Annotated in this window: 11 protein-coding genes, 8 tRNA genes and 1 rRNA gene; all 20 read left to right on the forward strand. The window is 42.0% G+C overall.

Annotated elements, in window-relative coordinates:
* Window positions 1-323 precede the first annotated feature (323 nt).
* Window positions 324-440 (forward strand): 5S ribosomal RNA (gene rrf, locus JK635_RS23450).
* A 176-nt stretch (window positions 441-616) separates the two neighbouring features.
* Window positions 617-691: transfer RNA gene (locus tag JK635_RS23455), tRNA-Asn, on the forward strand.
* Window positions 692-719: 28 nt separating this feature from the next.
* Window positions 720-792, forward strand: a tRNA-Thr gene (locus tag JK635_RS23460).
* 19 nt (window positions 793-811) lie between these two features.
* Window positions 812-886 (forward strand) — tRNA-Glu (locus tag JK635_RS23465).
* A 4-nt stretch (window positions 887-890) separates the two neighbouring features.
* Window positions 891-966, forward strand: a tRNA-Val gene (locus JK635_RS23470).
* A gap of 14 nt (window positions 967-980) precedes the next feature.
* Window positions 981-1,053 (forward strand) — tRNA-Thr (locus tag JK635_RS23475).
* 6 nt (window positions 1,054-1,059) lie between these two features.
* A tRNA-Tyr gene (locus tag JK635_RS23480) sits at window positions 1,060-1,144 on the forward strand.
* A gap of 42 nt (window positions 1,145-1,186) precedes the next feature.
* Window positions 1,187-1,261 (forward strand) — tRNA-Gln (locus tag JK635_RS23485).
* Between the two features lie 6 nt (window positions 1,262-1,267).
* Window positions 1,268-1,340: transfer RNA gene (locus tag JK635_RS23490), tRNA-Lys, on the forward strand.
* Between the two features lie 276 nt (window positions 1,341-1,616).
* Window positions 1,617-1,928, forward strand: a complete 312-nt coding sequence (locus JK635_RS23495; RefSeq protein ID WP_202656382.1) for a DNA-directed RNA polymerase subunit beta — start codon at window positions 1,617-1,619, stop codon at window positions 1,926-1,928.
* 91 nt (window positions 1,929-2,019) lie between these two features.
* Entirely contained in the window at window positions 2,020-2,454 is a 435-nt protein-coding gene (fabZ, locus tag JK635_RS23500) for a 3-hydroxyacyl-ACP dehydratase FabZ (protein ID WP_202656383.1), read from the forward strand.
* A gap of 585 nt (window positions 2,455-3,039) precedes the next feature.
* Window positions 3,040-3,312: a sporulation transcriptional regulator SpoIIID gene (gene spoIIID / locus JK635_RS23505; RefSeq protein ID WP_202656384.1), complete on the forward strand. Its 273-nt coding sequence runs from the start codon at window positions 3,040-3,042 to the stop codon at window positions 3,310-3,312.
* 194 nt (window positions 3,313-3,506) lie between these two features.
* A complete protein-coding gene (locus tag JK635_RS23510; RefSeq protein ID WP_202656385.1) occupies window positions 3,507-4,508 on the forward strand; it encodes a rod shape-determining protein in 1,002 nt (333 codons plus the stop codon).
* Between the two features lie 195 nt (window positions 4,509-4,703).
* Entirely contained in the window at window positions 4,704-5,603 is a 900-nt protein-coding gene (gene rocF, locus JK635_RS23515) for an arginase (RefSeq protein WP_202656386.1), read from the forward strand.
* Window positions 5,604-5,879: 276 nt separating this feature from the next.
* Window positions 5,880-6,443: an RNA polymerase sigma factor SigW gene (gene sigW, locus JK635_RS23520; protein WP_202656387.1), complete on the forward strand. Its 564-nt coding sequence runs from the start codon at window positions 5,880-5,882 to the stop codon at window positions 6,441-6,443.
* Window positions 6,444-6,458: 15 nt separating this feature from the next.
* Window positions 6,459-7,070, forward strand: coding sequence for an anti-sigma factor family protein (locus tag JK635_RS23525; protein ID WP_202656388.1), 612 nt, complete (start codon window positions 6,459-6,461; stop codon window positions 7,068-7,070).
* 130 nt (window positions 7,071-7,200) lie between these two features.
* The gene (gene cdaA / locus JK635_RS23530; RefSeq protein ID WP_202656389.1) at window positions 7,201-8,028 is read left to right on the forward strand and encodes a diadenylate cyclase CdaA; all 828 of its coding nucleotides are present in this window, start codon (window positions 7,201-7,203) and stop codon (window positions 8,026-8,028) included.
* The gene (locus JK635_RS23535; protein ID WP_202656390.1) at window positions 8,021-9,238 is read left to right on the forward strand and encodes a CdaR family protein; all 1,218 of its coding nucleotides are present in this window, start codon (window positions 8,021-8,023) and stop codon (window positions 9,236-9,238) included. Before cdaA ends, JK635_RS23535 begins: the two co-directional genes overlap by 8 nt.
* A 34-nt stretch (window positions 9,239-9,272) precedes the next feature.
* On the forward strand, window positions 9,273-10,622 hold the full coding sequence (glmM, locus tag JK635_RS23540) for a phosphoglucosamine mutase (protein WP_202656391.1): 1,350 nt from the start codon (window positions 9,273-9,275) through the stop codon (window positions 10,620-10,622).
* Window positions 10,623-11,060: 438 nt separating this feature from the next.
* Window positions 11,061-12,863, forward strand: coding sequence for a glutamine--fructose-6-phosphate transaminase (isomerizing) (gene glmS / locus JK635_RS23545; protein ID WP_202656392.1), 1,803 nt, complete (start codon window positions 11,061-11,063; stop codon window positions 12,861-12,863).
* The last annotated feature ends 189 nt before the right edge of the window (window positions 12,864-13,052 follow it).

The raw sequence follows: 13,052 nt of genomic DNA on the forward strand, positions 1-13,052 counted from the left end.
CGCTTAGCAACGTATGGCTTCCTCGAAAAAGCTAATGCTTTTTCCTCGTGCGATGCCTACGCTGACGAAGTGTTCCTTGTGGTGGGCTTTGACTGAGATAAAGGAAACACGAAGAGTGAAACGATTCAATGTTGACTTATCGTAGGGAAAAGACCGAAAGACACTAGTTGCTGGACGCTGGAGCTAGACATGAATCAGAAAGCGAACTCGTTCTTCAATGGAACTTCTTCTGTATTATCTAGTTTTGAGGGAATGAAAAAATTTAGATTTCCCCTTGAAAAATTTCAAAAAGACATTATAATAAAATAGTGTCAGCTAAATAGTCCGGCGGTGATGGCGAGAAGATCACACCCGTTCCCATACCGAACACGGAAGTTAAGCTTCTCAGCGCCGATGGTAGTTGGGGCACGCGCCCCTGTGAGAGTAGGACGCTGCCGGGCTATATTGAAATTTATTTCAAATAAACAATTTTTCATTGTTCCGCATTAGTTCAGTGGTAGAGACGAGCAAAGCTTCATGAATCGGCTACGAGTTGTACACGCCGAGTCGCTTCTTGAATTTACTTTCTGAGGCGGGGACACAAGTTATGCATTGAGTATATTCAATATTTCATTGTTCCGCAGTAGCTCAGTGGTAGAGCTATCGGCTGTTAACCGATCGGTCGTAGGTTCGAATCCTACCTGCGGAGCCATTTTTATGTCTACAAGATGTTGAGCTTTGCTTCCATAGCTCAGTAGGTAGAGCACTTCCATGGTAAGGAAGAGGTCAGCGGTTCGAGCCCGCTTGGAAGCTTACTTGATTTTTTTATTATGGCCCCTTGGTCAAGCGGTTAAGACACCGCCCTTTCACGGCGGTAACACGGGTTCGAATCCCGTAGGGGTCACCATATTGGAGGATTAGCTCAGCTGGGAGAGCATCTGCCTTACAAGCAGAGGGTCGGCGGTTCGATCCCGTCATCCTCCACCATATTTTATTTCTTTGCCGGCCTAGCTCAATTGGTAGAGCAACTGACTTGTAATCAGTAGGTTGGGGGTTCAAGTCCTCTGGCCGGCACTTGTTGGAGGGGTAGCGAAGTGGCTAAACGCGGCGGACTGTAAATCCGCTCCCTCAGGGTTCGGCGGTTCGAATCCGTCCCCCTCCACCATACATAATTTCTTTTTTTTTGGACATATTATTCTTATCTCGGTGGGCTATAGCCAAGCGGTAAGGCAACGGACTTTGACTCCGTCATTCGTAGGTTCGAATCCTGCTAGCCCAGCCATTTTTAGAGCCATTAGCTCAGTCGGTAGAGCATCTGACTTTTAATCAGAGGGTCGAAGGTTCGAGTCCTTCATGGCTCATATTTTTGAAACTGGAACACAAGGGATTATCGTCTCTTGTGTTTTTTTAATATTCAGCAGCATTTCAACTGACTGCAGTAACCCAAAACAGGCCTCTCAATTGAAATTTCCTAAAAAAGTAATGTGCATTCCTGTATAATTTTTTATAATAAAAGAAAGCAGAATAAAATTTTGTCGAGTCGCGAATTGAAATTGGTTATAATAAGAGGTAATTAACCAGGTCCGTAAGAGAAGTACTTAAGGCAAAAATACGGATTTCGGCAAAGGGGAATAAAGATGGCTTTAAATAATGTAAATCAGGAACAATTGAGAACAAGGGAAGAATTTAAAAAAGAAAAATCTCAAGTCAAACAAAATAGAGATAAGCAAACAAATAATGCAGAAATATCAGAATTGCCGAATAAACGAATTAGGATCCGGCTTATTCCAATTTGGCTTCGCCTTATCTTATTGATTGTCTTCATGTTTGTCAGCATTGTAGCGGGAGCAGTCGTGGGATACTCTGTACTGGGCGGTGGAAAAGCTGCCGATGTATTTAAGGAATCTACCTGGACTCATATTATAGATTTAGTTAATAAAGAGAAATAAAAGGGAAGGGCCGCCTGAGGCCCTTCCCTTTTAGATAGTTTTAATAGTAAAATGGAATTATAAGTTGTTATTAGTAGGAGGTACCAACGATATGCTTGATATTGATCAAATTAAAGAAATTATTCCGCACCGTTATCCCTTTTTGCTGGTCGATCGAATTTTAGAAGTGGAGGAAGGAAAACGAGCGGTTGGCATTAAAAATGTTTCTGCGAATGAGGAATTTTTTAATGGACACTTTCCCGATTATCCGGTAATGCCAGGAGTATTAATCGTTGAAGCACTTGCACAGGTAGGAGCCGTTGCAGTATTAAAAAAAGAGGAGAATCGTGGTCGGCTGGCCTTTTTTGCAGGTATTGATAACTGTCGTTTTAAGAAACAGGTAAAACCGGGAGATCAGCTGCGGCTTGAGGTTGAAATGGTACGGCTGCGCGGATCGATTGGGAAAGGAAAGGCTGTTGCGACCGTAGATGGCCAAGTTGCCTGCGAAGCCGAAATTACCTTTGCCCTCGGCGACAAGAAGGAATAATCAGTTACAAAAAATGGTCGGGAGTTGTTCTCGACTTTTTTTGTTGGAAATCCAAATGTGCCAGAAATCCAAAATCAATGAAGGTTAGGTCAGTAACTTTAACTTATAAGCCATTGAATAATTCGACAAATTTCTCGGGAAATATTCTTGACTTTCGGCTATTTCCGAGAAAAGCATTGAATCAGTATGTTTTTACAATCGAAATAAAATGTGTCGAAAAAGAAGGTGAATTTGTTTTCAATCTGATTATTTCCCTTCCCCCTTGTCCTGTTTGTGTATTTTGTGCATAAACCCATATCCAAGCTAATACAATGGTTACAAACCTTTACAAAGAGAGTGTTTGAGGTGAGGAGTCGTTTGAAGTTAGCGGGAATTCAGCCGGGGACATGAATTATTCATCGTATGATTCAGAAAGACTAACTTTCTGCCGCATGGTCCCAAATTTATTTCGAGATACTGTCCACCCCACGTGGACAAATGTCTTTTTGCGGTGCCTGACACCAAACCATGCGGATGCAGTATTTCGTCACAGTGATAAGCGGGTCTCATTTCACACTCCACATCCAATTTAGGGAGGGCGAGAGTGTGCACGATTACATCAAAGAGAGGACTATCAAGATTGGAAAGTATATCGTGGAGACGAGGAAAACGGTTCGCGTGATTGCGAAAGAGTTTGGCGTATCCAAAAGTACAGTCCATAAGGATTTAACCGAGAGACTTCCTGAGATTAATCCTGAGCTTGCAACCGAGGTAAAAGAAATTTTAGATTATCATAAATCGATCCGTCACTTACGGGGTGGAGAAGCAACAAAAATGAAATACCAGAAAGAAGAAAAGGAGGGGGAGGCGGTTACATAATCAATTGCAAATTGATTATGTATCTGTTGTTTATCCATATAAAACTCACTATTCTCTGAAAATCCTCCGTTTCCGACAATATTCATCAAAAATTAACATCTTTTAATGAAAATGTTATGGAATTTGACATGAATATGGTAGAATAAACAATTAGGAAAAGTATGTGGAATCTTTCGAGGAGGAAAGAATAGAGAATGTTTGCAAGGGATATTGGGATTGATTTAGGAACAGCTAATGTGTTAATTCACGTAAAAGGCCGTGGAATTGTATTAAATGAGCCTTCTGTAGTTGCCATAGACAAAAATACCAATCGTGTATTGGCTGTTGGAGAGGAAGCACGCCGTATGGTGGGACGGACACCGGGAAATATTGTTGCCATTCGTCCGCTAAAAGATGGTGTCATTGCTGACTTCGATGTTACAGAAGCGATGCTTAAGCATTTTATTAATAAGCTCAATGTCAAAGGCTTTTTGTCTAAGCCGCGTATTCTGATATGCTGCCCGACAAACATCACAAGTGTTGAGCAAAAGGCAATCCGTGAAGCTGCTGAAAAAAGTGGTGGAAAAAAAGTGTATTTGGAAGAAGAACCAAAGGTGGCTGCCATCGGCGCGGGGATGGATATTTTTCAACCAAGCGGCAACATGGTAGTTGACATTGGAGGAGGAACGACAGATATTGCTGTTCTTTCAATGGGCGATATCGTGACTTCTTCCTCCATTAAAATGGCTGGCGATAAGTTTGACACAGAGATTTTGAACTATATTAAGCGCGAGTACAAACTATTGATTGGTGAACGTACATCTGAAAATATTAAAATTAACATCGGAACCGTTTTTCCGGGATCGCGCTCAGAAGAAATGGAAATCAGAGGACGTGACATGGTCAGTGGTTTGCCGCGAACAATCACGGTTCATTCGGAAGAAATCGAACAGGCATTGCGTGAATCCGTCTCGGTTATTGTTCAAGCAGCAAAAAGTGTTCTTGAACGTACGCCTCCAGAACTTTCAGCCGATATCATTGACCGCGGCGTTATTTTAACAGGCGGCGGTGCATTGCTGCACGGCATGGATATGCTACTTGCGGATGAGTTGAAGGTGCCGGTACTTGTAGCCGATAACCCAATGGATTGCGTAGCAGTTGGAACAGGAATCATGCTTGATAATATCGATAAGATTCCAAATCGGAAATTAGGATAAATAATGAAGGATAGCTCAATGATACTCGGCTGGACAAGCCAGGTTCATTGAGCTTTTTTGATCATAAAGCATGCCAAATAAAGCCATTATCGACTGAATTTCAAACCATTCGTATATTTATGCAAAATTCTGTTAAGTTGAGTCATTCTAATGTAAAAAGTTAAAATATAAGAAAAAAGGCTGGGGGAATAATAGATGAACAGGAGACTTTCAATCATTGGAATGCCGATGGATTTAGGGCAAATGCGCCGCGGGGTGGATATGGGGCCAAGTGCTATTCGATACGCGGGAATTATTGAGTCCTTAAAGCCATTATTTGATGAAATTCATGATTTGGGCGATATCGCGATTGGCAGACCTGAAGTTATCGTAGATAAGAAATCCAATTTGAGAAATTTGGATTTGGTAGCTGAGAAAAATGCGGTACTCGCCGAGAAAGTCGATGAGATTATTCAATCTGGGGCCTTTCCGCTTATTTTGGGAGGGGATCACAGCATTGCTATCGGAACCTTAGCTGGGGTCGCAAAACACTATCAAAACCTTGGGGTAATTTGGTACGATGCTCATGGTGATTTAAATACGGCCGAGACAAGCCCATCTGGAAATATTCATGGGATGCCCTTAGCCGTCAGCCTTGGGATTGGACATCCTTTGTTAACGGGAATCGGCGGCTATTCACCCAAGGTAAAACCGGAGAACGTCGTGATTATTGGAGCCAGGTCGTTAGATGAAGGTGAAAGAATTTTAATAAAAGAAAAAGGCATTAAAGTCTTCACGATGCATGAAATTGACCGCCTCGGCATGTCCAGGGTCATGGAGGAAACGATTGCTTATCTGAAAGATAAAACGGATGGTGTTCATTTGTCATTAGATCTGGATGGAATAGATCCAAGCGAATGCCCAGGTGTAGGAACGCCTGTCATTGGTGGAATCAGTTATCGGGAGAGCCATTTAGCGATGGAGATGTTAGAGGAGTCCAATTTAATTACCTCGGCGGAATTTGTAGAAGTCAACCCAATTTTAGATGAAAGAAACAAAACAGCTTCGATTGCAGTCGAACTTATGGGTTCCTTATTTGGTGAAAAACTTTTATAATTCAAACCTAAGCAGCTGCTCTCAACATCGGCAGCTGTTTTTAATTTAGAAACAGGGAAAAATCTCTATAGAGAATCACATACATATAAAAAATTTTAATGTTGGTATAGTCTGTTATAGTCATCTCAAAACCTAAATTTCTGTCACAATTTTTTAGCAATATCTAGTAATTGTTTGTTAAAATTAAAGGTATTAAGGACTAATTTCGTTAAAAACGAAACTTTTTTGCAACCGAATCGTATTATCGGTTAGCAGCATTGGAGCTGAGGTAATAGAATGGATGCAATTATAAAAAAAAGAATAAAACAAGTTATCAAAGGCGATCAAGATGCATTTGGGGAAATCGTTGAAATTTATAAAAACAGCGTGTATCAGCTCTGTTTCCGAATGCTTGGAAATAGCCATGAAGCAGAAGATATCGCCCAGGAAACATTCTTGCGCGCCTATGTGAATATAAAATCATTTAACCAAGACTTAAAATTCTCCACTTGGCTCTTTCGAATTGCTACTAATTTATGCATTGACAGATTGCGGAAGAAGAAGCCTGATTACTATTTAGATGCAGAAGTAGCCGGTTCCGAAGGGTTAACGATGTATTCGCAGATTCCGTCCGACACACCTCTGCCTGAAACAGAGTTAGAAAGCCTTGAACTGCAAGAGATTGTTCAAAAAGAAATCTTAAAACTTCCGGAAAAATACCGCTCGGCCATTGTATTAAAATATATCGAAGATCTATCTTTAAATGAAATTAGTGAAATTCTTGAGCTTCCCCTTGGAACGGTGAAGACCAGAATTCACCGCGGCCGGGAAGCTTTAAGACAACAATTACGGTATGTGTAAGAGGTGAAGCTGTTTATGTGTCCAGAACATATCATAGAACTTATGCACCAGTATTTGGACGAAGAAATTGATCCAGAAAAGGAACAGATCCTAAGAGAGCACCTCCGAAGCTGTAAAGAGTGCGAAATTATATTTAACGAACTGAAAAAAACAGTTGCGTTTGTAAAAAGTATTTCCAATATGCAGGCCCCTGCTGATTTTACCGCCCATGTTTTGGCCCGCTTGCCAAAAGAAAAGAAAAAGGTTTTGGCCGCACGCCTATTGAGAAATCACCCATTTCTTTCTGCTGCCTCCCTGTTTGTTGTCCTCATGATGGGCAGCCTGTTTTCAACCTGGAGTCAGGATCGGGAATTTTCTGTTACCAATCAAAAGAACTTAGTAGTCAAAAATAATACGGTCATTGTTCCTAAAGGAGAAGTAGTTAAAGGTGATGTGGTGGTACGCAATGGCAAATTGAAAATTGAGGGCGAAATTCAAGGCGATGTGACGGTGATTCATGGGGAAAAATATCTCGCCTCGGCTGGACATGTAACGGGTCAGATTGACGAGGTTAATGAGGTATTTGATTGGATTTGGTATCAAATGAAAAAGTCAGCCAAGGAAGTTACTGGGTTTTTCGAACAGTGAGAAACAAAATAGACGCAAATCACTCATAAAGGGTGATTTGTTTTTTTAAAACGACCATATCATAATATGTTATAATAAATGAGTTGCATGACAACAGGTATTTTTTAAGCAAAATTACGGAGGAAAAAACATGCCGTTTGCGGATTGGACATTTTGGAAATATGTATCGAGTGTTGTTGATATTCTCCTGGTCTGGTATGTCATTTATAAACTAATAAATATAATCAAAGGAACAAAGGCTGTCCAGTTATTAAAAGGAATTTTGGTCATTTTAATTGTCAGGGTTGCCAGTGATTTTTTTGGCTTAACTACGTTGAGCTGGATGATGCAGCAGGTCATCACCTATGGTTTTCTTGCCATTATCATTATCTTTCAGCCGGAACTTAGGCGGGCCCTCGAACAGTTGGGACGGGGAAAGTTTTTTTCAAGGAGCACGAGTCCAGACGAAGATGGTCAGGAAAAAACAGTGGAAGCCATTCTCAAGGCAGCTGATTATATGGCCAAGCGGCGCATTGGCGCCCTAATCTCAATCGAGCGGGAAACCGGGATGAGTGATTACATCGAAACAGGAATATCGCTAAATTCAAAGATTTCTGCAGAACTATTAATTAATATCTTTATTCCAAATACTCCGCTTCATGATGGGGCTGTCATAATTCAAAAAAATAATGTTGCCGCGGCTGCATGCTATCTTCCATTGTCCGAAAGCCCATTTATTTCAAAGGAATTAGGAACGAGACATCGGGCAGCGTTGGGGATCAGCGAGGTAACGGACAGTATAACGGTTGTTGTCTCCGAAGAAACCGGTGGTATTTCACTAACAAGAAATGGAGAACTTCACCGGGATTTAAAAGCAGAAGAATTAAGAGAAATGCTCAGCAATGAATTATTGCTGCATATCAAAACAAAACAAGCTTCTTCAGCCCGTTGGAACTGGAGGGGGAAAAGCAATGGATAAATTGATGGATAATCCTTGGTTTATAAAAGGGCTTGCCTTGGTGTTAGCTGTACTGCTCTATTCCTCTGTCAATCCGGGAACAAAAGATGTCAATGTGCCTTTGGATCAAAGGACAGAGGACATAAAAGATTTCCCTGTCAAAGCATACTATGATACCGATAATTTAGTGGTAACCGGTGTTCCAAATACAGTAGACGTCAGTTTAAAAGGCCCAATTACAGTCGTTCAGACGGCTAAAGCACTGCGAAACTTTGAAGTATATGTGGACCTAAAGGATGCCAAAATTGGCAGACAAAAGGTCAAGCTCAAAGTGAGAGACTTAAATGATCGGATTAAGGCAACGATTAAACCGGAATTTGTCTACGTGACCGTTCAAGAGAAAGTCACAAGGGAATATAAGGTGGAAGGAGAGTTTAATCGCAGTCAGATTGCCGATGGCTACCTAGCCGGGCAACCGATTGTGGAACCGGCCCGGGTTAAAATTACCGGAGCGAAAAGTCTGATTGACCAGATCACTTACGTCAAAGCGGCGATTGAAGAAAAAGAGAAACTGACAGAAACGATAGCGAGAGCAGCAGATGTGCAAGTCTTAGATAAAAATTTAAATAAATTGGATGTAACGGTTGAACCAGAGACAGTCAAAGTCACGATCCCGATCAAGGATAACAGTAAGAAGGTTCCAATCAGCATTGTTCAAAAAGGAACTCCACCAAAAGGTGTAACGATTGATAAAATTGAACTTGAAACAAGAGAAGCAGTCATCTCCGCAAATGATGATGTGTTAAAAAGAACCGACAGTGTTCGGGTGGAAGTGAATGTTAGCAAAATAACGGATAATACCACCTTGGAATTGCCTGTCATCATTTCCAATGGAATTACCAAAGTAACACCGCAGACAGTCAAAGTTAAGGTAACTGTTAATAAGCAAGAAGAAAAAACAGTCACAAAAATTCCGATCAAAATAAAAGGACTTGCCAGCGATTTTGTCGCAGAGATAGATGACCCGAATAATCAAATGATTAGTATCCTTGTAAATGGGCCAAGCGCTGTTTTGCAATCATTAGGTCCGGATGATTTTGATGTTTATGTTGATCTTTCCAACATGGATGAGGGGAGTCACAATGTCAATATTCAGGTAGACGGTCCGCCTAATATCGATTGGAAGCTAAATAAATCCACAGCAAAAATTACCATTAAAAATAATGCTTAATTTCGAGTAATAAATGTTGAAGGAGCGGTTTGTTATGGGAAAATATTTTGGTACTGACGGAGTAAGGGGAATAGCGAATAGCGAATTAACCCCTGAACTGGCTTTTAAATTGGGCAGGTTTGGCGGTTATGTGTTAACAAAAGATAAAGCCCGTCCCAAGGTTTTAATCGGACGTGACACCCGCATTTCCGGCCATATGCTGGAAGGGGCTCTAGTGGCAGGTCTATTGTCGATTGGGGCGGAGGTCATGCGTCTTGGGGTGATTTCGACACCAGGTGTGGCTTATTTAACAAAGGCATTAGGGGCCCAAGCCGGCGTCATGATTTCAGCTTCGCATAATCCAGTTGCCGATAATGGGATTAAATTCTTCGGTCCTGACGGCTTCAAATTATCCGATGAGCAAGAACTGGAGATTGAGAAATTAATGGACTTACCAGAGGATCAATTACCTCGTCCAATCGGTGCAGATCTTGGTTTGGTGATGGATTATTTTGAAGGCGGGCAAAAGTATCTGCAATACTTGAAAAACACCGTTGAAGAGGATTTCTCCGGTATTCATATTGCCCTGGATTGCGCTCATGGTGCAACCCATTCACTGGCGACTTACTTATTTGCTGATTTAGACGCTGACTTATCAACCATGGGGGCAGCTCCCAATGGTTTAAATATTAATGACGGCGTCGGCTCAACACACCCTGAAGCACTGGCTGCTTTTGTGAAGGAAAAGGGTGCCGATGTTGGTCTTGCCTTTGATGGTGATGGTGACCGCTTGATCGCTATTGATGAAAATGGAAACATCGTCGATGGCGATCAGATTCTTTATATTTGCGGCAAATACATGAAGGAACATGGCCGTCTTAAGCATAATACGATTGTTTCAACAGTAATGAGCAATCTTGGTTTTTATAAGGTGCTGGAAGCCAATGGCCTTCAAAGTGTTACCACGGCAGTGGGCGACCGCTATGTGGTCGAGGAAATGAAGAAAAATGGCTATAATTTAGGCGGTGAACAATCCGGTCATATTATTTTCTTGGACTATAATACGACAGGTGATGGTTTATTAACCGGCTTGCAATTGGTCAATATTATGAAGGCAACCCAAAAGCCACTGAGTGAATTGGCAGGGGAAATGAAAAAGTACCCGCAAAAACTGGTGAATGTCAAGGTTACCGATAAATATCATGTAACAGATAATCTTAAGGTCAAAGAAGTGATTGAACAAGTGGAATCTGAGATGGCCGGCAATGGAAGAATCCTTGTGCGTCCATCAGGGACAGAACCGCTCGTTCGCGTAATGGCTGAGGCAGCAACAGAAGAGCTTTGCTCGTCTTATGTTACTCGAATTGTTGCCGTTGTTGAGCAGGAAATGGGCTTAAAAGATTAAGAGGAAATGGGTATGCATAAGGGAACATTACATTCCTTTATGCATATTTTATGATAAGTGGAGAGTACCACAAAATTTTACTTTTTTGTTGACTAGTCTCCTCTTTTTCATGTAGTATTAACTTGCTTTGTATTTCCTTGAAAGGAGGGCAGCTGACAAAATTTCTTTTTAAAGCGCCTGGACTAATCGAAAGAGAGTCGGTTAGTTGACGAGGAGGAGGTTTATCGAAGGTTTCGGCGGATACCTCCCGGTTGAACGCACAACCGAAATTTCTTCTTTAAAACACAGGGGCAACCTTGTGCACAAAGGGAAGAAAATGCGGCATATTGTGATTTATGTTTGGAAAAGGTATAAACAGATACCTCAAAAAAACGGAGATAAGGGGGCAAGTAATGCCCTCGGGAAGTTTCTTGCCCCCTTGACAGGGAGGAAAAGAACTTGTGCGGAATTGTTGGATATATCGGAAATAACGACTCAAAAGAAATTCTACTAAAAGGTTTAGAAAAGCTTGAATATAGAGGTTACGATTCAGCAGGCCTTGCCTTAAAAAATGATCAGGGTATTCATGTTTTCAAAGAAAAAGGACGAATTGCTGATTTACGTCGAGCTGTTGATAAGGACATGTTTGCAACCATCGGGATTGGTCATACCCGCTGGGCAACTCACGGGGTTCCAAGTAAAGAAAATTCTCACCCTCACCAAAGTGCAACCGGCCGGTTTACTTTGGTTCATAATGGTGTCATCGAAAATTATGCACTGTTAAAACGCGAACTCTTAGCAGACGTTCCCTTCAAAAGTGAAACAGATACAGAAGTGATTGTGCAGCTGGTTGAGAAATTTGTGGGTGAAGGCTTAAATGTCCTGGAAGCTTTCCGGAAAACGCTGAAGCTGTTACATGGCTCCTATGCGCTTGCCCTATTAGACGCTGAGGACAGCGAAACGATCTATGTGGCGAAAAATAAAAGTCCGCTCTTAGTCGGTCTCGGAAATGGCTTTAATGTTGTGGCCAGCGATGCCATGGCAACGCTGCAATTGACAAACCAGTTCGTCGAATTAATGGACAAAGAAATTGTTGTTGTTAAAAAAGATGAAGTGACGATTCAAAACTTGAACGGTGAGATCATAAACCGTCCACCGTTTACAGCGGAACTGGATGCAAGTGATATCGAGAAGGGTACCTATCCGCATTATATGCTGAAGGAAATCGATGAACAGCCCGCCGTTATCAGAAAAATTATTCAAACGTACCGGAACGAACAGGGTGAACTGACCATCGACCGAGAGATCATTGATGCGGTAAACGAAGCAGACCGGATCTATATTATTGCAGCCGGGACTTCTTATCATGCCGGCCTGGTTGGCAAGCAGTTTATGGAAAAAATGGCGAAGATTCCAGTAGAGGTTCATATCTCCAGTGAATTTGGTTATAATCTGCCTTTATTATCGAAAAAGCCATTGTTTATTTTCATTTCGCAAAGTGGTGAAACGGCCGATAGCCGTTCTGTTCTTGTAAAGGTAAAAGAGTTGGGTTACCCGGCATTAACGATTACAAATGTTCCAGGGTCGACTCTATCTCGTGAGGCAGACTTTACCTTACTGCTGCATGCCGGCCCTGAAATTGCCGTGGCTTCGACTAAAGCATACACAGCCCAAATCGCTGTGCTGGCCGTTCTGGCAGAGGTAACTGCCAAGAGCAACGGTATCGATATTGGCTTTGACCTTTCTCATGAACTTGGTTTAGTGGCCAATGCGATGGATGTTCTTTGTGATTCAAAAGAGCTGATTGAAATCATCTCAAGAGAATTTCTATCAACGACGCGTAATTGCTTCTTTATTGGCCGTGGGCTTGACTACTATGTCTGCCTGGAAGGTGCACTAAAGCTTAAGGAAATTTCCTATATCCAAGCGGAGGGATTTGCCGGCGGAGAGTTAAAGCATGGCACCATTGCTTTAATTGAAGACGGCACCCCGGTAGTTGCCCTTGCCACCCAGGAAAAAGTAAACTTAAGTATTCGCGGCAATGTCAAGGAAGTCGTGGCCCGCGGAGCTAACCCTTGTATCATTTCTATGCAGGGTCTCAACATGGACGAAGACAGCTTTGTCCTGCCGGAAGTACACGAATTATTAACACCACTTATCTCTGTGGTTCCATTACAATTATTGGCATACTATGCCTCCCTGCACCGCGGCTGCGACGTCGACAAACCGCGCAACCTCGCCAAGTCGGTGACAGTGGAATAAATGGATAGATAATTATTTACGTTCTGTCTTCCCCCAATTAAGTTCTTCCCTCGTAATTCGAGTTGGAACTTGCGGTAATTAAGTTGGTTCCTAAATGGGGGAGCGGGAGCATTATTTGTACTGATTTAAAGAATCGGGAGTCGTACCGTTAGTACGTTTTCTCGGTTCTTTTTTTGCTTGATCAAACGA

Origin of the sequence: Neobacillus paridis, assembly GCF_016765675.1 — a bacterium.
Taxonomy (GTDB): Bacteria; Bacillota; Bacilli; order Bacillales; family Cytobacillaceae; genus Neobacillus; species Neobacillus paridis.

Excerpts from the sequence above, each read along its gene's own strand:
- sigW (WP_202656387.1), top strand. The coding sequence starts at position 5,880 with ATGGATGCAATTATAAAAAAAAGAATAAAACAAGTTATCAAAGGCGAT.
- JK635_RS23525 (WP_202656388.1), top strand. The coding sequence starts at position 6,459 with ATGTGTCCAGAACATATCATAGAACTTATGCACCAGTATTTGGACGAA.
- JK635_RS23495 (WP_202656382.1), top strand. The coding sequence starts at position 1,617 with ATGGCTTTAAATAATGTAAATCAGGAACAATTGAGAACAAGGGAAGAA.
- fabZ (WP_202656383.1), top strand. The coding sequence starts at position 2,020 with ATGCTTGATATTGATCAAATTAAAGAAATTATTCCGCACCGTTATCCC.
- JK635_RS23535 (WP_202656390.1), top strand. The coding sequence starts at position 8,021 with ATGGATAAATTGATGGATAATCCTTGGTTTATAAAAGGGCTTGCCTTG.
- JK635_RS23510 (WP_202656385.1), top strand. The coding sequence starts at position 3,507 with ATGTTTGCAAGGGATATTGGGATTGATTTAGGAACAGCTAATGTGTTA.
- rocF (WP_202656386.1), top strand. The coding sequence starts at position 4,704 with ATGAACAGGAGACTTTCAATCATTGGAATGCCGATGGATTTAGGGCAA.
- cdaA (WP_202656389.1), top strand. The coding sequence starts at position 7,201 with ATGCCGTTTGCGGATTGGACATTTTGGAAATATGTATCGAGTGTTGTT.
- glmM (WP_202656391.1), top strand. The coding sequence starts at position 9,273 with ATGGGAAAATATTTTGGTACTGACGGAGTAAGGGGAATAGCGAATAGC.